The sequence below is a fragment of the Nonomuraea bangladeshensis genome, from assembly GCF_039529455.1.
Lineage (GTDB): Bacteria > Actinomycetota > Actinomycetes > Streptosporangiales > Streptosporangiaceae > Nonomuraea > Nonomuraea bangladeshensis.
Genome location: NZ_BAAAMV010000012.1, coordinates 221,219 through 247,102 on the forward strand (window position 1 = coordinate 221,219; position 25,884 = coordinate 247,102).

The following is a 25,884-nucleotide window of genomic DNA, read 5'->3' on the forward strand; positions in this document are numbered from 1 at the left end:
CGGCGACATGTACGGAGAGCCGGAGAAACGATCGTCCCGTCACACCGGCGCGGTCGTCGACAGGGACCGCGACCCCGGCGTGGTGCGGGACAGACGTCCGGACGAAGACCCCTGGGCGGCGCGGTGGGACGCGGAGGCCGTGCGGGAGGAGGTCCTGGGCGGCCGGCCGCTGGTCGTCGTAGACCGGTGCACCAGCGCGCTGCGCACCGGCTACACCGGCCCGTCCGCCGTGGCGGCGCTGCGGCCCGCGCTCGCCATCGGCTGCTACGCGGCCTGGGACCCCGCCCTGGCGGACCTGGTCGTCGCCGCCGAGGACCGCACCCGCGTCCGCTCCGTGGCCGAGCGCCACGGCTGGCCGCGCCGAGTGCGCCACGAGGCCGCCAGGCACCTGCTCAAGCTGGACCGCCCGCCGGTCGTCGTCACCGGCGGCGCGGACGTCCGGCTGGACGAGCTGACCGGTCCCGGCAGCACGGCCGCCTCGATCGATCCCGGCGTACGGGTCACGCTGGAGTCCAAGCCGCTCCTCGACGACCTCCTGCGCGCCGCCGGGGTGCCGACCGTGTCGCGGGTCCGCAGCGTGCACGTGGACCGGCTGCCGTCGCCGGCCGAGCTGCGCCGCGCGGTCGGGACCGAGCGGGTGGTGGTGCAGGCGGGCGGGCCCGGCGGGAGCGGCACGGTGGTCGTGTCCGGGGAGGATGACATGGGCCGCGCGGCGCGGCTGCTCGGGCCGTACCGGGTGGCCGCGTACGTGGACGGCTGGCCGGTCGCGATCACCGTGCTCAGCGTCCCGGACGACAGGGGCGGCGTCCGGGTGTACGCCGACCGGCCCGCGCACCTGACGACCGGCGTTGCCGAGCGGTCCGCCGGCCCAGTGAGCGCCGCCGGGGCCGACTGGTCGCGGCCCTGGCCCGCGCCCGCCGCCGCGCTGCTCATCGAGTGCGCCGAACGGGTGGCGCTCTGGGCCTGGCGCAGGTACGGGGCCGCCGGGATGTTCGGCCTGGACGCGCTCCTCACGCCGGACGAGCGGATCTACCTGACCGCGCTGCGGTGGCGGCGGCAGCGGCGCGACGAGGTGGAGGCGGCCAACCAGCAGGCGGTGGGGCTGCCGCCGTTCGTGCTGGGGCAGCTCGCGGTGATGCTCGGCCGGCCGGTGGGCTGGCTCGGCGACGCGGCGGAGTTCAACCAGCTCACGCTGCTGCGCGCCACCCAGCCCGGCGGGCCGTTCGCGGTGCGGCTGCGCCTGGCGGAGGGCCCGCCCGCGCGGATGGCGGGCGGGCAGGGCTCCGGCGTCTACCGGCTCGACCGGGACGGGCGGGCGCGCTGGGTGCGGCGCGCCGCGCATGCGGCGCAGGCCGCTTGCGACGACGGCGAGTTTCTGCTGGCCGACCTGCCGGGGCCGGACGTCGCCTGCCATCCCGGGGCCGATCTGGGCACGCTGGAGGGGGTGACCGGGGGCGGGACGCGGCCCTTCCACGGGCCGGCGAGCGTGTCGCCGTTCACCCGGGCGATCCTGTCGGCCGTGAGCGACCTTCTCGTGCCCTGGTCGCGACCGTAGCGGCTCGGCCCTCATTGCCCCCTCGCGGCCCCTCAGGCCCCGACGGCCCCCTCACCCTCAGGGCCCCTCAGGGCCCCGACGGCTCCCTCACCCTCAAGGCCCCCAGGACTCCCCACGGCCCCTTAGGGCAGGGCGGCCAGCACCCGCTGCCGCAGCAGCGTGTACTGCTCGCGGCAGCGCCGTGGACCCTCCGGCGGCCGCTGCTGGACGGTGCCGCCGGAGACGACCTCGTCGGGGCCGAACTGCTCGGCCGTGAGGTCGGTCTCGGTGCCGTCGGGCAGCCGGTTCCAGTAGTGGTAGGAGGTTCTGGCCCCGTCGACGTGGACCTCGCCGAGGATGAGGTCGCCGCCGAGCAGGTCCTGCACCACCAGCGCCGTCGTCCCGCACTGGCCCCTCGCCGGGTTGTCCGGCCGCCACTCGTCGAGGCTCGCGGGATCGCAGGTGTCCGGCCCCCAGGCGGCGCGCAGCAGCGGCCTCAGCTCATCCACGTTCAGCATGCCGGAAGTGTCGCAGGCGGGTACGACAGTTTCCGTCGCTGCCGGGTGAGACGAAGGAGCAGAGCGATGCCGCGTACGTGGTTGACCGATCGGTTCGGGCTGGACGTGCCGCTGGTGGGGGCGCCGATGGCGGGAGTGAGCGACGGGAGGCTCGCGGCGGCCGTGTCCGCGGCGGGCGCGCTCGGCATGTTCGGGGTGCCGGCGAACGCGCCGGGCTCGTGGGTGGCCGAGCAGGCCGCCGTCGCCGCCGGGAGCGGGCGGCCGTACGGGGTCGGGCTGATGGCGTGGGCGCTGCCGGACAGTCCGGAGCAGCTCGACGCGGTGCTCGCCGCCCGTCCCGCGCTCGTCTCCGTCAGCTACGGCGACTTCGGCCCGTACGTGGAGCCGCTGCGCGGCGCGGGCATCACCGTCGCCGTCCAGGCGGGCACCACCGAGGAGGCGCTGGCCGCCGAGCGGGCCGGCGTGGACGTCGTCGTGGCGCGCGGCGGCGAGGGCGGCGGGCACGGGCGCGACGAGGTGGCGACGCTGCCGTTGCTGCAGAGCGTCCTGGACGCGGTGAACGTCCCGGTGCTCGCGGCCGGCGGCATCGCCACGGCGCGCGGCCTGGCCGCCGTACTCGCGGCGGGCGCCGAAGGCGGGTGGGCGGGGACGGCGTTCCTCGGCTGCGCCGAGACGACCCTCGCCGGGCCGGCGCGGGCGCGGGTGCTGGCCGCCGCCGAGACCGGCACCGCGTACGGGCGGGTCTTCGACGTGGCCCAGCGCCTGGCCTGGCCGCCCGAGTACGGAGGGCGGGCCCTGCGCAACGCCTTCTTCGACCGGTGGCACGGCAGGGAGGAGGAGCTGGGCGCGGACGAGGCGGCACGGGCCGAACTGGCGGCCGCACGGCGGGACGGCGACTACGACGCCGCGTACGTGTACGCGGGGCAGGCGGTCGGCCTGGTGCGACGCGAACGGCCGGCCGCCGAGGTGGTGGCCGGGTTCGCGGCGGTGGACGACCTACTGTCCCGCTTCGACCAACGCTGACGCCCGGGGTCGTGAGGTCTCCCGGCGTCACCCCGGGCCTGACGCCTTTCGGGTCCGGGGTCTGCCGGCCTTTCCGGGCTGAGGCGCCCGGGCCCGACGCCTCCCGGCCTTGTCCCGGGCCTGACGCCTTCGGCCCGGCGTCACAATCCTGGCGTCCTACGTCCTCAGTTCAGCTCAGCTCCAGGGCGATCTCCGCGCGCAGGTAGGCGTCGGCCCAGGTTTGGTCGGCCGCTTCGGCGGAGCCGGTGGTGCGGGCGGAGGCGAAGGCGGTGAGGGCCGCCGCGACGCGGTGCAGGCCGAGCGCCGTCAACCGGTGCGCGGCGGCGTCGAGCCGGGTGTCGTAGGTGGGCGGCAGGTGGGACAGGCCGTGGTGGGCGGCCTCGGCGAGCAGCGCGCGGGCGTGGGTCAGTGCGGCGGTCAGCGGCGGTTCTGGCTCCTCGTCCCATGTAGGCGTCAGCGTGCCGCCGGTGGCGGGCCGCAGGTCGGGGACGATCACGCGGTCGCCGGCCGCCAGCCCGATCGGCTCGATGACGATCCCGGCCCCTGCCCGGCCGCCCCCAGCCCTGCCGACGACGCCGCTGACGAAGCGCGGCTCCCCCTCCTCCCCGGCGAGTACGGCGGCCAGCGCGTCGAGCCGGCCGGGCGCGGCGGCGGCATGGGTGGCGCTGACCGTGGCGAGGTTGCCCGCCCGGTCCGCGACGACGGCATCGAGCCGTTGGTCGCCGGGCGCGTACGCGATGGACTCGACCCCCGCGATGGCGACGGCCCTGACGAGCTCGGCCTCGACGCGCGGCCGGACGGGGCGGAGCGGGAGGGCGTCGAGCTCGCGGCCGAGCACCGCGAGGTCCGTCACCTTCAGTGACGGCGGCAGGGCGTCCCAGTCGCCCCGCGACGCGCTCACCTCGGTCCTGGAGACGCGCCCGGTGGCCAGCCTGACCGTACGGCTGGCGCTGCGTACGGCGGACTCGGTGACCACGGTGCCGGCGGCCAGCCCGGCCAGCGTGGACGTTGCGATCCGCCGCCGGGCCAGCGCCGCCCCGTCGTCGTCGCCCTCCCACTGGCGGCGCAGGACCAGCACCATGGCGGCGTCGGCGTGGGCCAGGTAGATCTCGGCGATCCGCCGGTCGCCGAGAGCGCGGACCCGGCAACCGAGTGCCTCCAGCCGGGCCCGGCGCAGCGGGGTCTCAGCGGCCTCGGTGGTGCCGAGCACGCTGCTGCGCGGGGCGGCGTCCTGGCGGGTCGCCGCGCGGTGACGGGCGTGCAGCTCGGCAAGGTGCCCGGCGAGCAGTTCGGGACGGTAGTGGGCGGCGCGGTCGCGGTAGGCGGCCAGTTGCTCGGCGAGATCGCCGACGGCCAGCAGCGGCCAGCGCAGCCCGCCGGCCTCCAGGTGGCGTGAAACGTCGGCGACGGTCGCCTCCAAGCCCTGGCCGAGGTGCGCCGCGCCCTCGCGCAGGACGGTGCCGGCCAGTGTGAGGGCGCGTTCCAGCCCGGCTACCGCCCCGGCCACGGCCTGCCCGCCTACATCGACCCGGACGTCGGGAACGCCGGGGTGCAGTTCGTCGGCGACCCGGAACGCCCACACGGCCAGGGCGATGACGTCGTCACGGCTGCCCGCGACGGCGTCGGTGTGTACGAACCCGAGGTCGCCGGGAACCAGGAAGCGCACGGTCGCGGTGGGCAGCTCGACCTGCGGCACCGGCTCAGCGGGGGTCGCCCGCCGGATCCGGGCGGTGTAGCCGGCGCGCTCGGTGCGGCGGGCGGCGCTCATCAGCCGTGCACCGAGCCTGGCGGCAAGCTCGTCGTCGGTGACCTGTCCCGGCGACCAGGGCGCTGGTTCCTCCCCCGGCAGTACGGGCGTCCCGGACGGTTGCGCGGCCGGCGAGCCAAGCGCCGCAGAACCAGGCTCCGCTGAGCCAGGCGCCGCTGAGCCAGGCGCCGCTGAGCCAGGCGCCGCTGAGCCAGGCGCCGCTGAGCCAGGCGCCGCTGAGCCAGGCGCTGTGGAACCGAGCACCGCTGAGCCGAGCGCCGCACAATTAGGCGCCCCAGAACGCGGCGCCGCTGAGCCGAGGACCGCAGAACCAGGCTCCGCAGAGCCGAGCGCTGCGGAACCGGGGACCTCGGAACCGGGCGCAGCAGAACTCGGCGCCACAGACGCGGGCTTCGCGGGGCCGAGCGTCGCGGAACCGGGCTCCGTAGAACCAGAGGCGTCAGAACCCGGCACCGGGGAGGCAGGGGCGGTATGCAGGCTCTGGTAGGTGAGGATCACCGCGATCACGTGCCGGCAGACGCCGGTCGCGCCGCAGGTGCAGTGGCCCGCGTCGAGGCCCCCCGGCGGGAGGCTCGTGTCGGGGCCGCCGGGGAAGCCGCCGTGCACGGTGCCGTCGGCGTCGAGCCGCAGCTCCGGCGTGGCCTCCTTGGCCGCCCGTTTGACCAGGCCGCGGTTGGTGAGCGCGGCCAGGGAGTCGGTGGTGAGCGCGAGCAGGTCGGTCCTCATCGGCCCACGTGCTCCGCGACGAAGGACGCGAGCTCGCCGGGCGTCATGGCGCCCACGTGCGCGCCGGCGTTCGCCAGGCGTTGCCCGAGCTCCCGGTCGTAGGCGGGGTCGGCCTGCTCGTCGAGCGCGGCCAGGCACAGCACCTTGCTGCCCTGCTCGGCCAGACCGCGCACGACCCGTACGAGCCGGTACGGATCGCCGCCCTCGTAGAAGTCGGAGATGAGCACGACGATCGCCCGGCGCGGCTGCTCCACCAGGCCGGCCCCGTACGCCGCCGCGCGCGCGATGTCGGTGCCGCCGCCGAGCTGGACCTTCATCAGCAGCTCCACGGGATCGTCGACGTCGGAGGTGAGGTCCACCACCTCCGTGTCGAACGCGACGAGGTGGGTGCGCACGCCGGGCAGCCCCCACAGGCAGGCCGCGGTGACCGCCGAGTGGATGACCGACTCGACCATGGACCCGGACTGGTCGACGAGCAGGATCACCTGCCACGGCTGGAGGTGGCGGCGGGTGCGGGAGAAGAACAGCGGCGTCTCGATCACCAGCTTGCCGGTCTCCGGCTGGTAGCGCCCCAGGTTGCCGCGTACGGTCCGGACCACGTCGAAGTCGCGGGCCCGCCGCAGCCGCCCGGCCCGGCGCGCCCTGGCGCCGGTGAACGCGCTGCGGACCTCGGTCGCGAGCCGGTCCATGAGCTGCCCGACGACCTGCTCCACGATCCGCCTGGCCAGCCGCAGCACCTGCGGGTTCATCAGGTGCTTGGTGCGCAGCACGGCCTGGAGCAGCGCGGGGTTGGGCTCGATGCGGGCCAGCACGTCGGGGTCGGTGACGATGTCGTGGATCTCGTAGCGTTCGACGGCGTCGCGCTGCAGCCGCTCGACGGTCTCCTTGGGGAAGAGCCGGGCGATGTCGTCGAGCCAGCCGAACGTGGTCAGCGACGACGGCCCGGTGCCGCCCTGCCGGCGTACGCCGCGCCTGCGGAGGTCCTCGTCGCGCCCGTAGAGCCAGTCGAGTGCGGCGTCGCGGGCCGCGGCCTGCGGGCTGAGCGGCTGCCCGCCGAGGCAGGCGGCGCCCGGCTCGCCGAGCAGCAGCCGCCAGCGTTCGAGCGTGGGGTCGGTCATCGGGGGATCAGTCCTTCCCTGCGCAGTGCGGCGTCGACCCGCTCGTCCAGCGCCATGCCGGCGGCCACCAGCTCCGGGGCCGCGTCCAGTCTCATCAGGTCGTAAGGAGACGCGCCGCCGCCGCGCAGCGCGGTCAGCCGGGTGGCGATGAGGTGCCGCTCGCGGGGCGGGAAGAAGCCGAACGCCTGGCGCAGCGCGGGCAGCGCCACCAGGAAGTCGTCGTCGGCCAGCGCCGCGACCAGCTCGTCCAGCAGCTCCAGCACGCCGGCGGTGTGCAGGACCTCCTCGCGGGCGAGCGCGAACAGCCCGGCCAGCCAGTCGCCCGCCGTGGCGGGGACGAACGCGCCGCGTACCGCCCGTCCGGGGTCGCCGGCGGCGTGGCCGCGCAGCGACCAGGCCAGGCCCAGCGCCGCGCCCCGCAGGTCGGGCGGCGCGTCCCGGCAGGCGGCCACCCGGTCCGCGACGCCGAGCGCCGCCTCGGTGTCCAGGCCGAGCGGCGGGCCGGCGTGCCTGAGCGCGTCGCGGACGGCGGCCATGGCCTCGATCCGCCGCAGGTCGGCCGGCGCGGGCCCGCCGCGTACGCCTTCGGCCAGCCACAGCGCCCGCTCCGCCGTGGCCCGTACGACGGCGCCGAGGAGGTCGCTGCCGCTGGTGCCGAACAGCTCGCCGTGGCGCCACATGGCGAGGACGACGGCGAGGGTGCGGCCCAGCGCGCCCAGGTCGGCGGCCCGGCCGACGGCCCGCGCCAGGTCGTCCAGCACCTGCCCGGTCAGCTCGCCGACGCCGCACAGCGCCGCGTCGAGCAGGACGCCGGCCAGCTCGTCCAGGTCCGCGCCGGGGACGCGCCCGGCGAGTACGGCCGCCGCCGCCTCCTGCGGATCGACGCCGTACGCCCCGGCCTCGATGAGGGCGGGCAGGCGGTCCTCGGAGTCGGACAGCTCCCACCGCTCGGTCAGCTCCGTGCCGCCCGCCGGGCTCGGCCCCGAGATGCGCAGCACGCCGGGGATGCCCAGCACGCGCAGCCGGTGCAGCAGCCGGCTGCGCTCGCGGCCGGCCTCCTCGCCGAGGTCGAGGCGTTCCTCGCCGGGCTCGCCGAGGACGGCGAGGACCGCGTGGACCAGCGGCGGCAGCGGGGTGTCCTGGTGCAGCCGGCCGGTACGGTCGCCGCTGAGCGCGGCGATCATCTCGACGATGACCGGATGGGCGCCCGCCTGGAGCGGGCCGCGGCTCGCCCAGGGCAGCGGCGTCTCGATCGCCTCGCTGACGAGCGCGCCGGCCAGGCCGTCGAGCACGTCCACGCGGGCCGGGTGGCGGTGGCCGCGCATCAGCGCGAGCCCGTCGGCGGCGGCGCGGGCCGCGATCAGGTCGGCGGTCGAGACCGGCTGGCGACGGGCCCGCAGGCGGGCGACGACCGTCTCGGCGAGCAGCCGGCCGGCCCCGGCGGGGCCGTGCTCCCACAGGTGCTGGTAGTAGCCGGGCGACGGCATGCCCGCCTGGTAGCCGTCGAAGGCGTCGAGCCGCCGGAACGAGTACGGCACCAGGTAGCTGCGGGCCGTCGCGCCGTCGGGCGGCCGCGGCACCTCCGGCCAGCTCCGGTCCCCGTCCTCGGCGAGCCGGATCAGCGCCGGGCGGTGGAAGCCGCCGGTGACCACGACCACCGGCCGCCCGTCCGCGTGGGCGGCGGCTGCCCTGACCCAGTGGGCCATGTACGCCTCGCGGGCGGTGTCGTCCGGCCCCGCCTCGGTGTCGCCGCGCAGCAGGTCGAAGTAGACGGCCAGCCGCTCGGCCAGCCCGTCGGCCGGCTCGATCTCGAACAGGTGGTCCCACAGGGCGTCGGCGTCGTCCACGGCGAAGTCGCGGCACAACCGGGCGGTGACCTCGCCGTAGCGGGCCTCGGCGTCGGCGTACCGGTTGCGTACGCCGGCCAGCGCGGGATGCCAGGCGGGCAGGTCGATGAAGCGCAGCGCGGCGCCGGCGGCGCGGCCCGCGTTCAGCGCCGTCCACTCCGGGGAGTAGTCGCAGAACGGCGTCCACGAGCCGTGCCGGCGGCCGGGGTCGCGGTAGCCGGTGTGCACCGCGATCGGCGGCTCGTGGCCCAGCAGCAGCTCGTCCATCCGGTCGTTCATGTCCGCCGGGCCCTCGACCAGCACGTACGCGGGCCGTACGGCGGCGATGGTGTCGGCGGCCAGCCGGGCGCAGGCGGGGCTGTGGTGCCGCACGCCGAGGAACGTGACCGTCATCGTCAGCCCGGCAGGAGGTGACGGGCGTCGTACAGGGCCTTCCACTGGTCGCCGTGCCGCCGCCGCTCCAGGTAGCGCCGGAGTTTCGCGAGGTCCTCCTGGCTGTCCTTGGCGGCGGTGCCGGCCAGGCAGGCGACCAGGTCGGCGGCGGTGCCCGGCTCGCCCCGCAGGAACCAGCCGCGCAGCCCGACGGCGTGGGCGACCGAGACGGCCTCGGCGGTGCTCATCACACCGGACAGCCGGTCGGTGACGTCGCCGCGCGCGTTGTGGCCCTCGCGCAGCTCGCGGAAGGTGGTGACGAGCACCTCCAGCACGTCGCGGCGCGGCGGCGTGGTGACGCCCGAGCGGCGCAGCAGCGCGGTGGCCTCGGACTCCACCAGCTGCAGCTCGGTGTCGAAGTCGGCGATGGGGAAGACGGTCTCGAAGGTGAAGCGGCGCTTGAGCGCGGCGCTCATCTCGTTGACGCCGCGGTCGCGGGTGTTGGCGGTGGCGATGACGGTGAACCCCTCCTGGGCGAACACCATCGACTCGGGGCCGGTCAGCTCCGGTATGGCGAGCACCCGGTCCGACAGCGGCGACAGCAGGCAGTCCTGCACCTCCAGCGGGCAGCGGGTGATCTCCTCGAACCGCACCACCTTGCCCTCGGCCATGCCGCGCAGCAGCGGCGCGGCCACCAGCGACCGCGGGGACGGGCCCTCGGCGACCAGCAGCGCGTAGTTCCACGAGTATTTGATCTGGTCCTCGGTGGTGGCCGCGCCGCCCTGGACGGTGAGCGTGGAGGTGCCGCTCACGGCGGCGGCGAGCAGCTCCGACAGCAGCGACTTGGCGGTGCCCGGCTCCCCCACCAGCATCAGGCCGCGCTGGGTGGCGAGCGCGACCAGGGACCGGTCGATGAGCGAGGGGTCGCCCACGAACTTGCGGCTGACGCCCAGGGCGTCGTCGCCGAGGATGAAGCGCCGGGCGGCCCGCAGGCTGAGCGCCCAGCCGGGCGGCCGGTCGTCGGTGTCGTGCTCGCGCAGCCGGGCCAGCTCGTCGGCGTGGCGGACCTCGGCGGGGGGCCGCTGTGCGCGCTCGCTCATTTGGTGATCTCCTTCAGGTCGCGCAGGATCTCGGAGGCGGTGATCGGGTCGAGGCCGTCGAGGCTGACGTCCACGAGCGTCTGCGTCTCGTCCATGTCGATCCAGCCGATCGCGACGCCCGGGTCGAGGCTGACGGTGACGGTGCGGCCGCCGGGGACGTCCCGCTCGATCCAGCCCTGCCAGCCGGCGTCCTGGGGGTGGCCCCGCCGCCAGCCGCGCCGTTCCAGGCCGAGCACCGCGTGGGTGGGGATCTTGGCCGCGCGGATCTCGGCCAGCAGCGCCTCGTCGGCGGTGTAGGTCTCCCTGCCCAGTTGCGGGAACGGCTGCAGGATCTCGTAGTCGGCGAACACCTCCGCCCAGGCGGCCACCTCCTCCCCCAGCTCCAGCGGGTGCGCCACGCCGACGACGGCGTCGCCGGGCAGCGTCAGCGGGTCGTCTGCGGCGTCGGCGAAGGTGCGGTCCTCGGCCACGCGCAGGGCGCCGGCGAGCCGGCCGGAGGAGTCGTAGCGGCCCCACACGAGGCGGCGGACGATGTGCCAGAGCAGCGGATGCCCGACGAGCAGCCGTTCGAAGTCGGCGGCGCTCCAGCGGCGCCGGTCGGCCATGGCCCGCTCCAGGCGGCGGATGGTGTCGGCCGCGACGGCGCGCACGTCCTTCTTCAGCCCGGCGAAGCGCCGGTGGGCGGCGGGCGCGAGCTCGGGGTCGTCGTTGACGCCCGGTTTGGGGAGGTTCTTCAGCCGTTTGCCCGCGGCGTCGGTGACGTACGGCTTGAGCTGCTCGTCGAAGCCGACGACGAACCGCCTGCGGCCGTAGTCGAGGGTGAGGCTGCCGTCGGCGGACAGCCCGAAGGAGGGCACCAGCCGGTCGGCCAGCTCCTGCGGCGTGAGGCCGAGCTCGGCGGCGACCTCGTCCATCTTCTGGCGGGCCCGCTTCTTCAGCCCGCCGAACTTGACCTTCTCCGCGATGCCGTGCAGGTGCATCAGCGCGACCTCGGAGCCGATGCCGGCCAGCAGGTCCAGGCCCGCGACGGCGCGCGCGTGCCCGTTCTCGCCGGGCCAGGCCCTGATCAGCGGAGCCAGCCGGCGTACGGTCTCGTCGTCGCCGATCAGCGCCTGCGCGTCCATGATCCAGCTCTCCTTGGACGGGTGGCCGGCCGCCTGCCAGCGCTGGAACAGCGCCCAGCCGAAGTCCGCGAGGCTGCGGGCGTCGCACGCCTCCCGCACCGCGTCGAGACCGGCGTACGGCTCGCCGGGCCGGGAGATCGCCAGCATGGTGGTGACGTGGCGGGCCGCCTCGGCGGGCAGGGCGCCGGCGTCGCCGCGGAGCTGGATCGGGCTGAGGACCGCGACGTCCGTCCATTCGGGCAGGACGGGCGTCCTGGCGGGCAGCGCGTCGAGCGGGTCGGCCGCGAGCAGGTCGCCGATCGCGGCCTCGGCGGCGGGGCCGTAGCCGGCGGCGGCCCGGGTGACGGCGTCGTGATGGCCGGCCGTGACCAGGGCCGTGAGCGCCCGCTCGGCCTGCCGGCGGGCCGCGCCCGGCTTGCCGAGCGCGGCGGGGACGAGCGCCTTGGCGGCCGCGTCGGGGTGGCGGGACAGCCAGGCCAGCGCGGTGGCGCGGACGGACTTCAGCCGGGTCAGCCAGTCGGCCATGAGGAGGGCGATCTCCGGTGCGGCGAACGGGAGCAGCGACGGGCCGGCGCCGCTCGGGCTGTGCCGGGCGGTGTCCAGCAGCAGGGGCAGCGCCGCCAGCTCGAACCTGGCGGCCACCCCGGGCAGCCAGTCGGCCGTGCCCCAGTGCCAGTGGTCGCCAAGCCGCCAGGTGGAGATCAGCGGCGCGGCCAGCTCCTCGGGCCCGGCGATGAACAGCGTGACCACGTCGCTCCAGTCGTACCGCCCGCGGCCGTCGGCGATGTCCTTCCAGGTGCGGCCGTGGACCCGGCGCCAGTGGTCGGGCGGGGCGGCGAGCCAGGCGTCCCGCTCCCCCGGCCCCCACACCACGGAACGCTCGTCCCGGCAGGCCAGGCCGCTCACCACGACCGGCTTGCGCGTCGTGCGCGGACGGGTCCACGGCGGGCTGACCAGCACCTCGGGCAGGGCCTCCGGCGGCGCGACGGCGACGGCCGGGGCCGAGGCGATCTTGCCGATCCGCTGGGCGGCGGCCTCGCCCAGCGCCGGGACCACCTCGGGCACCAGGTCCCGGTGGGCGAGCACGTGGGCGCGCAGCAGCCCGTCCACGGCCTTGCCCTGGGCGGCGGCGAGCAGGCGCATCGCCCGGCGCGGGAAGCGGGCCGCCGCGTGCAGGAAGGCGGCCTGGGCGTGTCTGGCGTCGATGCGGTCGAGGATGGCCTGCATGGCCGCGTCGCCCGGCAGGTCGGCGAGCACGTCCAGCAGCCGGCGCTCGCTGTCGGCGTCGTAGTACTGGCCGAACCAGCCGATCAGCAGCGGCAGGGCGGCCGCCGGGCCCAGGCCGTCGACGAGCGTGGCGGGCGTGGTCAGGGAGTGCAGCACGTCGGAGCCGTGCACGTGGCCGGCGACGAGCGCGGCCTGCTCCGGCGTGCCGACCGCGGCGAGCATGCGGACGGAGAGCCGCGGGTTGACGCTGCTCACCTCGGCGCAGTCGGCCTCGACCCAGGCGGTCTCGGTGGGCGCCAGGAAGGAGGCGGCCACCCGGTGGTGCAGCCCGCCGTCACGGGATGCGGCCAGCGCCGCGACGGCCTCGGCGTACGTGGCGTCGGGCGCGGCCGCGAGGGCGGCGCGGACCCGCGCGGCGGCCTCGATCCGCTTCCAGGCGATCCAGTGGATGGGAGTGCTCGCGTCGTCCAGCCGCCGGACCAGCCAGCCGTGCTCGGTGGGCACCGGGTTCAGGCAGGCCTGCTCGGCCACGGCCGACGCCGCGAACGCCGGGCCCGGTCCCGCCAGCCAGGCGTCGGCGAGCAGCGGCTGCCAGGTCCGGTCCTCGTACGGCAGGGACGCGGACACCACCTCGGCCACCACCGCCGCGCCGAGAGGCGTGGCCGGGGACTCGCCCCCGATGCAGGCGAGGCCGGCCGCGCGCAGCTCGGGGTCGGGGCAGCGCGCCAGCGCGTCGAGGACCTGCTGACGGTGGCCGTCCAGTCTCGCGGCGAGCCGGTCGGGCGCGGTCGGGTCGAGCCGTCTCACCGCCACCTCGACGCCGCCCCGCCGGGGATGGAGCGCGCGCAGCCAGGCCGCCGGCCAGGTCAGCCGGTCCTCGTCGCCCTCGTGTGCGGTCATGCCGATACCTCCACGCCGTGCCGGTCTTCTTGATCGTCAGCGGTGAGTATGGCGGGACCGACCGACAAACCGGCGGCCGTCGTGGCGTCAGGGGGCGGCGGCTAGGATTCCCGCCAGGTAGGCGGCCAGTTCCGCCGGTCGCGACAGCATCACCATGTGGCCGCCGGGCATCTCGTCCGGGGTGACGCCGAGCCGTTCCCCGACGTGGCGGCGGACGAAGTCCGGGGTGAAGAGCCGGTCGTCGCGGCAGAGCAGGTATCGCGTCGGCACGTCCGGCCAGGCCGGCAGGGGCCAGGGCTCGGCGCACGCCCGGTCCATGTTCATGTGGGCGGCGAGCGCGCCGTCGTGGTCCAGCACCCGCCGGGCCAGGTCGCGGGGGACGTCGTGGAAGTAGAGCTCGTGCTCGTCGTCGATGTCGGACGGGGGCCGCCCGCTGCTTTCCCACCAGTCACCCGGCGGCTCGCCGGGAGCCGGGATCATGGCGGTCACCAGGACGAGCGCGGCGGCCGGCACGCGCGCGCAGACGAGCGGGCCGACGAAGCCGCCCCAGGAGTGGGCCACCACCACGAGCGGCCCGCGCCCGGCGACCGCCCGGACGACGGCGTCGGCATATTCCCAGAGTCCCGCTTCGGGGTCGGACGTCGGCAGGTCCACCGCGACCGTGTCGTGGCCGCGGTCGCGCAGCTCGGCCTCGACCAGATGCCAGTCATAGGCGCTTCCGCCGCCGCCGTGGATGAGCGCGTAAGTCGTCATGCCGGTGCAGACCGGCGGCGGCGCGGAAACTCATCGGACGGCCGCTACGGGGCGGTCTCGGCGGGCCGGCCGTAGGTGACGGAGCGGCGTACGGGTTCGGGCGCCGCGGCGCGCAGGGCGGCGTCGGGGCGGGCGCCGAGCGCGTCGTTCACCGTCGAGAACGCCAGCCGTAACGCGACGAACGCCGTCATCGCGAAGATCTGCCCGTCGCCGAACCCGGCCGCCCGCAGCTCCTCGACGTCCTCCGCGCGGGTGGCGTTGGGGTCGCGGGCCACCTTCCGCGCCCACGCGGCCATCGCGCGCTCGGGCTCCTCCAGCCCGGCGTCGTCGCCGCGCAGCAGCCCGCCCGCCGTCTCGGCCCCGGCGACCGCCGCCAGCCTGGTCCCCCAGGCCAGCGAGCAGTAGGAGTCACCGATCGTGGAGGCGCACGCGGTGACCAGCACGGCGCGCTGCCGCAGCGTCAGCCCGCCGGCCGCGGCGACCTCGCCGATCAGGCCGAACAGCTTCTCCTGCGCCTCCGGCTGGTGGGCCCACAGCCGGGACAGGTTCATCACGTATCCGTTGTCGGCCAGGTCCTCGTCGTAGAGCCGCTGGGCCGCCTCGCCGAGCTCGGGCTCGGGAAGGAAGTTGCTCATGCCACCGCCAGTGCGTGCCGCGTCGTGCCGGACACCCCGTCCCGCCCTTCAGCATGCCCGCTTCCCGGGCGCCGGCACAGGCCCACTATGCGCCGGCGTCTGCGCGCAGGGCGGCGGCGAAGCGGCGGCCCGGCTCGGGGTCGACGCCGAAGCGGGCGGCGTAACGCTCGTGCGTCTCCGCCCAGCCCTGGTGAGCCTCCTCCTCGGTGACGGCCCGGCCCGACAGGTACGGCTCCAGCCGCGACAGGTAGGCGTCCCACCCGCTGGCGGTCTGCGCCGCGAGACCCAGGTCGTCGATGACGTGCACGAAGACCAGGCGGCAGCCGTCGCCCTCGGCGGTCAGGTCGAAGCTGTACGGCTGGCCGGCGTACGTCCAGGCCAGGCGGCGCGGCGGATCGACCTCGGTCACCTCGACGGTCGCGCCGCCGGCGTCGAAGGTCTCGCCGACCGCCGGCGTCCAGTCGACGGCGGCGGGGAACCAGGCCCGCAGCTCGTCCGGCACGCTGACGGCCCGCCACACGCGCTCGACCGGGAAGGCGAGCACGCGCTCGAAGCGCAGCGCCGGGCGGCCGCCGATGGTCTCCAGGGTGCCGTCGGTCATGGGTTGTCCTCCAGGTGTCGTTCCAGGGCGTCGAGACGCTGGGACCAGAGCATCCGGTAGGGCTCCAGCCACTCCGCGACCTCGGCGAGGGGTTCGGGGCGCAGCGAGTAGACGCGCTGCTTGCCGTGCGTGCGCACGGCGACGAGCCCGGCCTCGCGGAGCACCTTGAGGTGCTTGGACACGCCGGGCTGGCTGAGGTCGAGGTGTTCCACCAGCTCACCGGCGGGCCGCTCACCGGTGCGGAGCAGGTCGAGAATCCGCCTGCGGTGCGGCTCCGCCAAGGCTGCGTAGGCGCTCATGCCCTACATATTGCCAGATGGTTATATGAACGGCAATCCGGCGGGGGCCGCAGCCCCCGCCGGTCCCGCTACAGGAGGATCTTCACGTCGTCGACGCCCGCCTCCACCAGGCTCGCGGTCGAGGCGTCGGCCGCCTCGACGAGCACCCGTACGCTCTGGCCCGCGAACGCGGACACGTCGACCGTCGCGACCGCCCAGGCGCCGTCACGGTCGCCGGCCGCGCCGAGCTGCTGGAACACGGTGCTGGTCGTGCTTCCGACCACCTTGACCCGCAGGTAGTCGGCGCTGGAGGAGTTGCTGCCGTGCGCGAGGTACCAGGAGAACGACAGCTTCGGCGCCCCGGCCGGCAACGTGATCGGCGGCGACTGGATCGAGGTCAGGCCCCCGTCCACGTCGTGGTCGCCGGCCGACGCTCCGGCCAGCCGGCCGGTGACCAGGTCGTTGACGCCGCTGACCGTGGTGCCGAGCTGCTTGGCGCCGCTGGAGGTGGTGGCCTCGGGGTCTCCCCGCTCCCACAGGCCGCTCGTGGCGGTGCCGGCCACGGTCGTCCAGCCCCGGTCGGTCTCGAAGTCGTCCGACCAGACCACGGTGGGGGGCACGGCGGTGGCGATGGTCCAGACCGCGTACGCGATCGCGTCGGCGTTGCGGTCGAGCGCGGTGTCGCTGATGTTGGCCGTCGTGTCGCAGGAGCGGTGGTAGCACGGGTCGAAGGCCTGCCCCGCCGTGCCGCCCCACAGCTGCGCCTGGGCGCTGCTCTTGACGCCCTCCGCGCCGGTGAAGGTGCCGCCGGCCGGGATGCCCTGGGAGATGAACGGGCCGTAGTCCGAGCGGCCGTCGAAGTCGGTGCCGCGCGTGGGCACGCCGATCGAGGTGAAGTAGTCCTGCAGCACCCGTTCGAGCTCGGCGGAGCCGGCCGGGCCGGGGCCGGAGCCGACCCCGTCGGAGTTGTCGCCGTCGTAGATGAAGTAGCCGGCGTTGGGCGAGCCGACCATGTCGAAGTTGAGGTACCCCTTGATCTTGGCGCGTTCGGTCGCGGCCAGGTTGGAGACGTAGTACTGCGAGCCGCGCAGTCCCAGCTCCTCGGCGCCCCACCAGGCGAAGCGCAGGTGCTTGGCGGGCTGGAGCGCCTGCCGGGAGACCTCCAGCGCGGTCTCCAGGATCGCGGCGCTGCCGGAGCCGTTGTCGTTGATGCCGGGACCCGCCGTCACGCTGTCGAGGTGGGCGCCGATCATGAGGACGTCGTTCGCGTTTCCGCCGGGCCAGTCGGCGATCACGTTGTAGCCGGTGGCGCCGTTGTAGGTGAACGACTGCAGGGTGGTGGTGAACCCGGCCGCGTCGAGGCGGCCTTTGACGTAGTTGGCCGAGGCGAGGTAGCCGGGCCGGCCGTGGGCGCGGTTGCCGCCGTTGGCGGTGGCGATGCTCTGTAACTGGGTCAGGTGCGCTTTGACGCCGGCCAGTGGGATGTCGGGCACGGCGAGCGCCGCCGAGGCCGGCGCGGGCGCGACGGTGAGAGCGCCGGCCAAGGCCAGGGTCACGGTGGTGAGTGCGGCGAGCAGACGTGATCTCATGCCATTCCTTTTGGGTCTGACGGGACGCGACAATTCCCCCGCGATGGTGCTGTAAGGAACGTAATGGCACACAGGAAAGTCGCCTAGACCCGATCTCGTCCCGGCCCGGCGGCCCGGGCCGGGACGGTCGTCAGCTCACCGGACGGGCGCCGGCGTCACCAGGCGCGGGTGCGGCCGAACCACACGTTGCGCGCCCGGAAGTAGGAGTTGCCGGAGGGGCCCGGCTGCCGGCTCCAGAGCGCGTCGCCCGGCTCGATCCCGGAGGCCCAGGACCCCATCTGCAGGTTGATGATCAGGTACTGCGGTACGCCGGCCCAGCCCACGCCCCGGTGGGTCGCCTGCCACACGCCGTCGAAGTAGTAGTCGAGCAGGACGTCGTCGCCGTCCTTCTCCATCCAGAGCCGGTACTTGTGCCAGGCGTCGGGGTTGTGGCCGCTGAGCCGCGTGCGCTCGGCGGGGTCGTTCTCGCCGGCGTCCTTGGTCCAGGTGTTGAACAGGTTCGTGGAGTCGCCGACGTACTCGAGGATGTCGCTCTCCGGGGGCCAGTCCGGCGCGATGCCGGTGGTCCAGAAGGCGGGCCAGATGCCCTGGCCGGTCTGCGTACGGAACTCGCCCTCGATGTCGTACTCGGGGAACTGGTCGTTGACGACGATCTGCTCCTTGGCGTGGACGGCGCCGGAGTGGTACCAGAGCGGCGCGTGCGGCGGGCTCGCGCTCTGCCCGTCAGGCTGGGCGAGCCGGGTGGCCGTGAGGGTGAGCACACCGCCGGAGAGCGAGACCTTGCTGCTGAGCATCCTGGCGGCGCCGTTGTGGACGTCGCCCCAGGGATAGCCGTGGTTCCATTCCTGGGCGAAGGCCGTGGCGCTGGCGAAGGAGGACTTCTCGACGAGGTTCTCCCACGTCGCCGCCGCACGGGCTTCGGCCGGGACGAGTGACGGACCTAACAGGGCGCTCGCGGCCGCCGCCGAACCCATGGTGATGAGCCTGCGCCGGTTGATCGATTCCTCGGGCATGTGGTCCTTTCTGCCGGTACGGACGAAGATCACTACACCACATCCGCGATAACATGACAGCAGGTGTCGGGTTTCGGGGGGAAGGTTGATGCTTTCGTACGACACCGACCCAAGGACCTCGATGCACGAGACACCAGAAGAGCTGAAGCAGCTCCAGTCCCTCCTCGACGCTTCGCTCTCCCGCTCCACCACGCACCTCCGCTCGATCGTCTCCGAGCGCACGCTCACCGCCGAGCAGCTCACCCAGGTCCTGACCGGCATGTGCACGCTCGCCCTGTCGACCGTGACGGCGAAGGGCGAGCCGCGGATCAGCGGCGCGGACGGGCACTTCCTGCACGGCAGGTGGCACTTCGGCACCTCGCGCGACGCCGCCAAGGCCCGCCACCTCGCCGCCCGTCCCGCGGCCAGCATCGCGCACCTGCGCGGGGAGGACCTGGGCGTGTTCACGCACGGCACCGTGGAGGTCCTCAACCCCCTGGAGGGCGAGCCCCACCCGGACTGGCCGGAGCTGCTCGCGTACTTCAAGGACTTCTACGGCGCCGACGCCTTCGACTGGGAGAAGGACGTGGTCTACTACCGGCTGCGCCCGCACTGGATGACGGTGTACGCCCCCGACTTCGCCAAGCTGACGGCGTCCTAGCGTCCGGCGTCGTTCACCAGGACGCGCGCCAGGACGAAGGTGACGAGCCCGGCGATGACCACCGACAGCAGGCCGACGCGCAGGCTGACGAGGTCGGCGACGAACCCGACGAGCAGCGGCGACAGCAGGAACCCGCCGCGCAGCAGCCAGCTCACGACGGTCAGGCCGGTGCCGGGGGGCAGGCCGGGCAGCTCGTCGGCGGTGTGCATGGCGGCGGGCACGAGGGTGGCCGTGCCGAGCCCGGCGAGGACGAACCCGGCCAGCGCCGACGGGACGGACGGCACGGCCAGCGCGGCGCCCATCCCGGCGGCGGCCAGGAGGCCGCCCAGACGGGTCACCGTCCGCTGGCCGAACCGGTCCACCACGCGGTCGCCGGACAGCCGGCCGATGGTCATGGCGGTCTGGAAGGCGACGACGGCGAGTCCGGCGGTGGCGGCGTCGGCGTGCAGGCCGGTCAGGTAGAGGGCGCCCCAGGACGCGCCGGCGTCCTCGACGAGCGCGCCGCACGCGGCCAGCAGGCCGAGCGCGGCGAGCATCCACACGGCGGGCCGCGCGAACGACCGCCGCCCGGCCGCAGCCACCGGATCGCCGTCGGCGGCGGCGGCCGGGCGACCGTGGGCGGTGGCCGGGTGGCCGTCGTCGGCGGGCGGGTGGCCGTCGTCGGCGGGCGGGTGGCCGTCGTCGGCGGGCGGGTGGCCGTCGCCGGCGGGCGGGGCGGCGGCGCGCTCGGCGTCCTCCCCGCCAGGCAGCAGGAACCGGTGGGCGACGACGGCGACGACGCTGATCAGCGCGGCCGAGATCCCGAGATGCACCGCCAGGGGCAGGCGGAGCCCGGCGGCGGCCGAGCCCATCAGGCCGCCGAGCACCGCGCCGATGCTCCACACCCCGTGCAGCGAGTTGAGTATGGAACGCTGGTAGAGCCGCTGCACCCGCAGGCCGTGCGCGTTCTGCGCGACGTCCACGACCGCGTCGAGCGCGCCCACGACGAACAGCACGCCGCCGAAGACGATCCAGTTCGGCGCGAACGGGATCGCCAGGATCGCGAGCGTGGTGACGACGGTCCCGAACACCGCCACGCGGGCCGAGCCGAACCTGCGCACGAACACCCCGGCGAGCAGCCCGGCCAGCAGCGCGCCGATCGGGAAGCCGGCCACCGCGCCGCCGAAGACCGCGTTGCTCACGCCGAGGTCGGCCTTGATCTGCGGGTAGCGCGGGACGACGTTGAAGAACACGGCGCCGTTGGTGAGGAACAGCGCCGCGACGGCGGCACGGGCCTGGCGCGCCTGGCGACCGGGCGCGGAGGGAGGGGCGGCAGCGGGCATCGGCTCTCCGATCACGGTGACGGGGGCGGGCGGGCGGCGGTCCGGCGCGGGAACCAGCACGGATTCAGCACCCGGATTCAGCACCCGGAATCAGCAGGGTGAGCGGCGGGTCCGCTCGGGCTTCTTCAGGGTCGGAGACGCGTCCACGGGTCGTCCGTGGGGGCGTGGGACCGATTTCCCTCAGGCATCATGTGTACGAGCGTACTGATCCGTGCTCGATCGTCCCTTCCGGACCCGGCGATCACTGCGGGAGTGTGCGTCAGACGGCCGAGGATGATAGGCAAGCCCTCGGACCGGAGGCCGCGGAGGAAAGGGAGTGCTCCCATGGAAGCGCCCGACGGCGACGAGCGGCTGTGCCGGACGGCAGCGGACTGGCGGCCTCACGAGCTGCGTGAGCTTCGCCAGGCCGGCACCTACCTGGTGGACGACCGCGGCCGGATCATCGAGGTCAGCGCCCAGGCGCAGCGCCTGCTCGGACGTACGGCCGACGAGCTGCTCGGCAGGGACGCCCACGACCTGCTGCATCGCGGCCGGCACGGCGAGAGCCTGCCCCGCAGCCGGTGCACGATGCGGCAGCCCCTTCTCGCCGGGGGCAGCGGCCAGGGGGAGCTGGAGTGGTTCGAGCGCGGGGACGGCACGCTGCTGCCGGTCTCCTGGCTGCTCACTCCGTGCGAGGTCGGCGCGGGACGCACCGGCTCGCTGGTCATCTTCTACCGGACCGAGACGGCCGTCCCCGCCCCGCCGGGGCCGGAGGGCGCGTCGGCCTCGATGTCGGAGCTCGACCGGCTGGCCCTGCTCGCGGAGACGACCACGACCCTCACCTCCAGCCTGGAGGTGGAGGAGACGCTGCGCCAGCTCGTCCGGCTCACGGTGCCGCTGCTGGCCGACTGGGCGGTGGTCGACCTGCTCACCGAGGACCACGGCGTGTCGCGTGCCGTGGTGGCGCACCACGAGAACGGCGTCGTGATCCACCGGGAGGACCTCCAGGGGCCGATGCCGCCGGTGCCGGAGGAGTCGCCGATGCCGCTGTCGCGGGCGCTGCGCGGCGTCACCGCGACGCTGGTCGGCCCCGAGACCTACCAAGGGACGCCCGACTCGCGCATCGCGGTCGCGCAGCGCAAGCTGTTCCGTGCCACCGGCATGCACTCGGCGTGCATCGCGCCCATCCGCGGGGTGCGCGAGGTGGTGGGGGCGCTGACCCTCGGGCGGGCCGACCAGCCGGGCGCCTTCACCACGGCCGACCTGCTGCTGGTGGAGGACATCGCCCGCCGCGCCGGGCTGGCCCTGGACAACGCCCGCCTGTACGAGCGACAGCGCCGGGTGGCCGAGACCATGCAGCGCCACCTGCTGCCGCAGCTGCCGGTCGTGCCCGGCGTGCAGATGACCGCCCGCTACGTGCCCGCGCCTCATGCCTCGCAGGTCGGCGGCGACTGGTACGACGCCTTCCACCTGCCGGGCGGCGGCACCGCGCTGGTGATCGGCGACGTGGTCGGCCACGACCTCGACGCGGCCGCCGGCATGGCGCAGATCTGCAACATGCTGCGCGCCTACGCCGGAGCCCAGCGGGAGCTGCCCAGCACGGTCCTGGACCGGCTGGACCGGGCGGTGATGCGGATGGCTCAGGTCACGATGGCCACGGTCATCCTCGCTCATCTGGAGCACACCGATGACGGGCGCTGGCTGGTGCGCTGGGCCAACGCCGGCCATCCCCCGCCGCTCCTCGTCGAGGACGACGGGCGGACCCGTCTGCTGGAGGCGGGGCACGGTCCGCTGCTCGGCACCGGGTTGCGGCCCACGCGCGCCGACGCCGAGATCGAGCTGCCGCCGGGCTCGGCCCTGCTGTTCTACACCGACGGGCTGGTCGAGTCCCGTACGCACAGCCTCGACGAGGGCTTCGGCCGGCTGCGCGGGCGGGCCGCCGACCTGGCCCGCCAGCCGCTGGACGCCCTCTGCGACCTGCTGCTGGAGGGCGTGCGGCCGAAGGACAACGACGACGACGTGGCCATGCTGGCGCTGCGCGTCCCCTGATCGGGGGCTACGCGACGACCGAGGTCAGCTCGGCGACGTCGTCCTCGCTGAGCTGGAGGCCCGCGGCGGCGACGTTCTGCTCCAGGTGCTCGACGGACGACGTGCCGGGGATGGGCAGCATGACGGGCGAGCGGCGGAGCAGCCACGCGAGCGCGAGCTGCGACGGCGTCGCCGACAGCCGGGCGGCGAGGTCCGCGAGCGGCCCGCCCGGCTTCGCCAGGCTGCCCGTGGCCAGCGGGAACCAGGGGATGAAGGCGATCTGGTGGCGTTCGCAGTGGTCGAGCACGTCCTCGGCGGAGCGGTTGGCCAGGTTGTACAGGTTCTGGACCGAGGCGATCGGGGCGACGGCCTGAGCCTGCTCGATCTGCTGGACGCTGACCTCCGACAGGCCGATGTGCGCGATCTTCCCTTCGTCCTTGAGCGCTTTCAGCTCGCCGACCTGGTCCTCGATCGGCACGTCGGGGTCGACGCGGTGCAGCTGGAACAGCGCGATCCGGTCCACGCCGAGGACGCGCAGGCTCATCTCGCACTGCTGGCGCAGGTAGGCCGGCCTGCCGACGGGTGTCCACTGGTCCGGGCCCTGCCGGGTGAGCCCGGCCTTGGTCGCGATGACGATGTCCTCGTCGTACGGGGCGAGGGCGCGGCGCAGCAGCGGCTCGGCGACCAGCGGGCCGTAGGAGTCGGCGGTGTCGAAGAGGGTCACGCCGAGCTCCGCCGCCCGGCGCAGGACCCGTACGGCGTTGTCCTCGTCGTCCGGCGGCCCCCACACGCCGCGGCCGGTGAGCTGCATCGTGCCGTAGCCGAGGCGATTGACGCCGAGGACGCCGTCGATCTCGAAGCGCCCGGAGGCGTCGGCCGTCACAGTGGTCATTCGCGGGATCCTCTCCTCCGGCAAGGCCGCGTGCCGGGATCACCGACCCCGTCACGCCACGGGCTCCGCTGCCCCGCCCGGCGCCACGCAAGCGGACTTGAGGTTCTTTTGACCCGATGCCCTGCCTGCTGGAGGGCGGTCGCGTCGTGGTCGTCACGGGTACCGCCGCTAGAGAGGGTTCGGCCCTCCGCCGCCGGGCAGGTGCGCAGGCGTCGGCGCCGGCACGCGGAGGGGAAGAGCCATGAGCGAGCCCGATCACGGCATCGCCGATCTGAACGGCGACCAGGCGGCCGTCTTCCAGGCCGTCTCCTATTTGGAGAGCGGCCCCACCGGGCCGGGCGACCTGGAGCAGATCGCCCGGCGGTCGGGGCTCGACCGGGAACGCGCCTCGCGCGCCCTGGACGAGCTCATGGGCCCGCTCGGCCTGGTCACCGCCGTCGAGGACCCGAACAGCGCCTCGGGGCACGCGGTCTACCGCGTCCAGTCCCTGGGCTGACGGCGCCGGTCAGGACGGCTCCGAGTCGCCGGTGCGGGCGTTGAGCCGGTTGAGGGCGAGAGCCAGCGTGGTGCCGTACACCAGGTGTCCCGCGATCATGACCGCCCGGCGGCCGGGGCGGTCCCTGCCGGCCGGCGGCAGGATGCCGAGCCGCGGGATCCAGCCCTGGTAGCTGGAGAACCAGATCGCCAGCGCGTAGCCGGCGCCGAGCGGCGCGGGGGTGTGCCGTCCCCGGGTCAGCAGCCCGTACAGGGAGCCGGCGGTGATGCCGAAACCGAAGTGGGCGAGCGCCCCCGCGACCCCCTCCCCCGGCTTGACCCGATGCCGGTGACCGGGCAGCATCGCCCGGACGATGCGTTTGGGCGGCTGGTCCGGCATGAGCCCCATGCGGCTCCCGGCGAGCATGACCAGACTCATCGTGGCGGTGGCGGCCGTCCCGCCCAGAGCGCCTTTCATCACGTTGCGCAGCATGCAGAGCGGTTGCCCGCCAGATCACGCCGGTAACGCCCCCGGCCCGACCTTCCGCCGCCGCGGTCAGTCCGTTGCGCTGCGGGCCACCCCGGGGACAGGTCACCGTTCACCGCGAGTTGGTAATGCCCCGCGTGGCGGCCGGGTGCAGGGGTAGGCACGCTGCGTGACCGAGAGAGGACGATCATGACAGCACAGCAGACCGCGCCGGAGAAGATGGCCGAGGCGGACGTCATCGAGTTGCTGCAGGCGCAGCACGGCATGATCAGGAACTTGTTCGACGAGGTCGAGCAGGCGTCCGCGGACCGGCGGGCGGAGGCGTTCACCCGGCTCGTGCGGCTGCTGGCCGTGCACGAGACGGCCGAGGAGGAGATCGTCCACCCGCGCGCGCGGCACGCGTTCGAGGGCGGCGACGGCATCGTGGACGACCGCCTGGCCGAGGAGCACGAGGCCAAGGAGCTGCTGCAGCGCATGGACCGGGCAGGGGCGGACGCGCCCGACTTCATGAAGAACCTGCTCATGCTGCGCGCCGCGGTGGAGGCGCACGCGCGCGCCGAGGAGCGCTACGAGTTCACCAAGCTGTACGCCCACACCACCAAGGCCGAGCGGCGCGTGATGGCCGCGGGCGTGAAGGCGGCCGAGGCCATGGCCCCCACGCACCCGCACCCCGGTGTGGAGTCGGCGAAGAAGAACATCCTCATGGGCACTCCGGCCGCCATGATGGACCGGGTCCGCGACGTCATCCGCCAGGCGATGGGGAAGAACCCCTGATCCGGCGGTGACCACCGGGCGGCGCGGTTCCACCGCGCCCGGCACTACCCGGCGAACCGGACACCGACCACGGCCGCCCGCCGCGCCCTCGTGGCTAAACTGCGGTCATGACCGCAGAGTCGACCCCCCTCACCCTCGCGCAGCTCGCCGAGCTGGCGGGGGTCTCGACCGCCACGGTCTCCAAGGTCGTCAACGGCCGCGCCGAGGTCTCGCCGGAGACGCGGGCCGCCGTCGAGGCCCTGATCCGGCGGCACGGCTACCGCAGGCAGCGCCGGCGGCCCGCGCCGGCCGCCGTGGTCGAGGTGGTCTTCCACGCGCTGGAGGGCGACTACCCGGTCGAGATCATCAAGGGCGTCGAGGAGGTGGCGCGCGAGCACCAGCTCACGGTGTCGGTGTCGCAGCTGCACCGCTCCGACCCCGCGGAGCAGGACTGGCTGGAGGGCGTGCTACGCCGCCGCACGACCGGGGTCGGCGTGATCGCGGTGTTCTCCAGCCTCGACGAGACGCAGCGGGAGCGGCTCGCCCGGCGCGAGATCCCCCTCGTCCTGCTGGACCCGGCCGACGACCCCGGCAGGGGGATCCCGTCGGTGAGCGCGGGCAACTGGAACGGCGGGCTGGCGGCCACCCGCCACCTGCTGGAGCTGGGGCACCGCAGGATCGGCGTCATCACGGGCCCCGGCTACGCGCTGCCCGGCCGGGCCCGGCTGGACGGCTACCGCACGGCCCTGGACATGGCGGGCGTGCCCGCCGACCCCGATCTCGTCGCCTGCGGCAGCTTCCTCATCGAGGGCGGCCTCGCGGCGGCGCAGCGGCTGCTGCGGCTGCCCGATCCGCCGACGGCCATCTTCGCCACGAACGACGGCCAGGCGATCGGCGTCTACCACGCGGCCCACCGGCTCGGCCTGCGCATCCCCGACGACCTGAGCGTGGTCGGCTTCGACGACCTGCCGTCAGTGCGCTGGACCCTTCCGCCGCTCACCACGATCCGCCAGCCGCTCACGGCCATGGCCGCGGCGGCCACCACCATGCTGCTGGCGCTCGCGCACGGCGAGCCGCTGCCGCAGAGCCGGATCGAGCTCGCCACCGAGCTGGTCGTCCGCGAGAGCACCGCCGCTCCTCGCAGGTGACGCCCGCGGGCGGGCCCTGAGCGGGCCTGGGGCGG

23 protein-coding genes are annotated in these 25,884 nt (G+C 74.9%); 7 read left to right on the plus strand and 16 right to left on the minus strand.

Translation table 11 applies throughout. The features are described 5' to 3' along the window. The first annotated feature begins 7 nt into the window (after positions 1–7). The gene (locus ABD292_RS38355) at positions 8–1,555 is read left to right on the plus strand and encodes a hypothetical protein (protein WP_344216348.1); all 1,548 of its coding nucleotides are present in this window, start codon (positions 8–10) and stop codon (positions 1,553–1,555) included. Between the two features lie 122 nt (positions 1,556–1,677). Here ABD292_RS38355 and ABD292_RS38360 read toward each other — a convergent pair whose 3' ends face one another. Next, complete coding sequence (locus tag ABD292_RS38360; RefSeq protein WP_344216350.1) at positions 1,678–2,052, minus strand: YunG family protein; 375 nt, start codon at positions 2,050–2,052, stop codon at positions 1,678–1,680. A gap of 66 nt (positions 2,053–2,118) precedes the next feature. On the opposite strand from ABD292_RS38360, the gene ABD292_RS38365 reads away from it, so the two are divergent. Further along, positions 2,119–3,075, plus strand: coding sequence for an NAD(P)H-dependent flavin oxidoreductase (locus ABD292_RS38365; protein WP_344216352.1), 957 nt, complete (start codon positions 2,119–2,121; stop codon positions 3,073–3,075). 169 nt (positions 3,076–3,244) lie between these two features. On the opposite strand, the gene ABD292_RS38370 is transcribed toward ABD292_RS38365, so the two are convergent. From ABD292_RS38370 to ABD292_RS38420, 12 genes are all read right to left on the minus strand, one after another. Then, complete coding sequence (locus tag ABD292_RS38370) at positions 3,245–4,843, minus strand: hypothetical protein (RefSeq protein ID WP_344216354.1); 1,599 nt, start codon at positions 4,841–4,843, stop codon at positions 3,245–3,247. Further along, positions 4,776–5,108, minus strand: a complete 333-nt coding sequence (locus ABD292_RS49075) for a pentapeptide repeat-containing protein (RefSeq protein ID WP_425565235.1) — start codon at positions 5,106–5,108, stop codon at positions 4,776–4,778. The genes ABD292_RS38370 and ABD292_RS49075 overlap by 68 nt, the downstream gene beginning before the upstream one ends. Positions 5,109–5,565: 457 nt before the next feature. Then, positions 5,566–6,687: a VWA domain-containing protein gene (locus tag ABD292_RS38375; protein WP_344216356.1), complete on the minus strand. Its 1,122-nt coding sequence runs from the start codon at positions 6,685–6,687 to the stop codon at positions 5,566–5,568. Next, a complete protein-coding gene (locus ABD292_RS38380) occupies positions 6,684–8,927 on the minus strand; it encodes a DUF5682 family protein (protein WP_344216358.1) in 2,244 nt (747 codons plus the stop codon). The genes ABD292_RS38375 and ABD292_RS38380 overlap by 4 nt, the downstream gene beginning before the upstream one ends. A gap of 2 nt (positions 8,928–8,929) precedes the next feature. Beyond that, positions 8,930–10,006 (minus strand): ATP-binding protein, encoded by a 1,077-nt coding sequence (locus tag ABD292_RS38385; protein ID WP_344216360.1) that lies wholly within the window; start codon positions 10,004–10,006, stop codon positions 8,930–8,932. Beyond that, the gene (locus ABD292_RS38390; RefSeq protein WP_344216362.1) at positions 10,003–13,257 is read right to left on the minus strand and encodes a DUF4132 domain-containing protein; all 3,255 of its coding nucleotides are present in this window, start codon (positions 13,255–13,257) and stop codon (positions 10,003–10,005) included. Before ABD292_RS38390 ends, ABD292_RS38385 begins: the two co-directional genes overlap by 4 nt. 87 nt (positions 13,258–13,344) lie before the next feature. Continuing rightward, a complete protein-coding gene (locus ABD292_RS38395; protein ID WP_344216364.1) occupies positions 13,345–14,010 on the minus strand; it encodes an alpha/beta fold hydrolase in 666 nt (221 codons plus the stop codon). A gap of 44 nt (positions 14,011–14,054) precedes the next feature. Continuing rightward, positions 14,055–14,645: a carboxymuconolactone decarboxylase family protein gene (locus ABD292_RS38400; protein ID WP_344216366.1), complete on the minus strand. Its 591-nt coding sequence runs from the start codon at positions 14,643–14,645 to the stop codon at positions 14,055–14,057. An 85-nt stretch (positions 14,646–14,730) separates the two neighbouring features. Then, positions 14,731–15,246, minus strand: coding sequence for an SRPBCC domain-containing protein (locus ABD292_RS38405; RefSeq protein ID WP_344216368.1), 516 nt, complete (start codon positions 15,244–15,246; stop codon positions 14,731–14,733). Further along, complete coding sequence (locus tag ABD292_RS38410; RefSeq protein ID WP_091085867.1) at positions 15,243–15,545, minus strand: ArsR/SmtB family transcription factor; 303 nt, start codon at positions 15,543–15,545, stop codon at positions 15,243–15,245. Before ABD292_RS38410 ends, ABD292_RS38405 begins: the two co-directional genes overlap by 4 nt. A gap of 68 nt (positions 15,546–15,613) precedes the next feature. After that, positions 15,614–17,113, minus strand: a complete 1,500-nt coding sequence (locus ABD292_RS38415) for a M28 family peptidase (protein WP_344216373.1) — start codon at positions 17,111–17,113, stop codon at positions 15,614–15,616. Between the two features lie 155 nt (positions 17,114–17,268). After that, a complete protein-coding gene (locus tag ABD292_RS38420; protein WP_344216375.1) occupies positions 17,269–18,126 on the minus strand; it encodes a glycoside hydrolase family 16 protein in 858 nt (285 codons plus the stop codon). Positions 18,127–18,247: 121 nt separating this feature from the next. Here ABD292_RS38420 and ABD292_RS38425 point away from each other — a divergent pair, with 121 nt between their 5' ends. After that, positions 18,248–18,766 carry a pyridoxamine 5'-phosphate oxidase family protein gene (locus ABD292_RS38425; RefSeq protein WP_344216377.1) on the plus strand — a complete coding sequence of 173 codons (519 nt, stop codon included), beginning with the start codon at positions 18,248–18,250 and terminating at the stop codon, positions 18,764–18,766. On the opposite strand, the gene ABD292_RS38430 is transcribed toward ABD292_RS38425, so the two are convergent. Then, on the minus strand, positions 18,763–20,148 hold the full coding sequence (locus ABD292_RS38430; protein ID WP_344216379.1) for an MFS transporter: 1,386 nt from the start codon (positions 20,146–20,148) through the stop codon (positions 18,763–18,765). The genes ABD292_RS38425 and ABD292_RS38430 overlap by 4 nt on opposite strands. A gap of 264 nt (positions 20,149–20,412) precedes the next feature. Here ABD292_RS38430 and ABD292_RS38435 point away from each other — a divergent pair, with 264 nt between their 5' ends. Beyond that, positions 20,413–22,116 (plus strand): SpoIIE family protein phosphatase, encoded by a 1,704-nt coding sequence (locus ABD292_RS38435; RefSeq protein ID WP_344216381.1) that lies wholly within the window; start codon positions 20,413–20,415, stop codon positions 22,114–22,116. 7 nt (positions 22,117–22,123) lie between these two features. Here ABD292_RS38435 and ABD292_RS38440 read toward each other — a convergent pair whose 3' ends face one another. After that, positions 22,124–22,987 (minus strand): aldo/keto reductase, encoded by an 864-nt coding sequence (locus tag ABD292_RS38440; RefSeq protein ID WP_344216383.1) that lies wholly within the window; start codon positions 22,985–22,987, stop codon positions 22,124–22,126. 241 nt (positions 22,988–23,228) lie between these two features. Between ABD292_RS38440 and ABD292_RS38445 the strand changes: the two genes are divergently transcribed. Beyond that, complete coding sequence (locus ABD292_RS38445; RefSeq protein ID WP_344216385.1) at positions 23,229–23,483, plus strand: hypothetical protein; 255 nt, start codon at positions 23,229–23,231, stop codon at positions 23,481–23,483. A 9-nt stretch (positions 23,484–23,492) separates the two neighbouring features. Here the strand turns inward: ABD292_RS38445 and ABD292_RS38450 are convergent, their stop codons facing one another. Continuing rightward, positions 23,493–23,939, minus strand: coding sequence for a DUF6789 family protein (locus ABD292_RS38450; protein WP_344216631.1), 447 nt, complete (start codon positions 23,937–23,939; stop codon positions 23,493–23,495). A gap of 198 nt (positions 23,940–24,137) precedes the next feature. Here ABD292_RS38450 and ABD292_RS38455 point away from each other — a divergent pair, with 198 nt between their 5' ends. Both ABD292_RS38455 and ABD292_RS38460 read left to right on the plus strand, forming a co-directional pair. Further along, complete coding sequence (locus tag ABD292_RS38455; RefSeq protein WP_344216387.1) at positions 24,138–24,722, plus strand: hemerythrin domain-containing protein; 585 nt, start codon at positions 24,138–24,140, stop codon at positions 24,720–24,722. 107 nt (positions 24,723–24,829) lie between these two features. After that, positions 24,830–25,849 carry a LacI family DNA-binding transcriptional regulator gene (locus ABD292_RS38460; RefSeq protein WP_344216389.1) on the plus strand — a complete coding sequence of 340 codons (1,020 nt, stop codon included), beginning with the start codon at positions 24,830–24,832 and terminating at the stop codon, positions 25,847–25,849. The last annotated feature ends 35 nt before the right edge of the window (positions 25,850–25,884 follow it).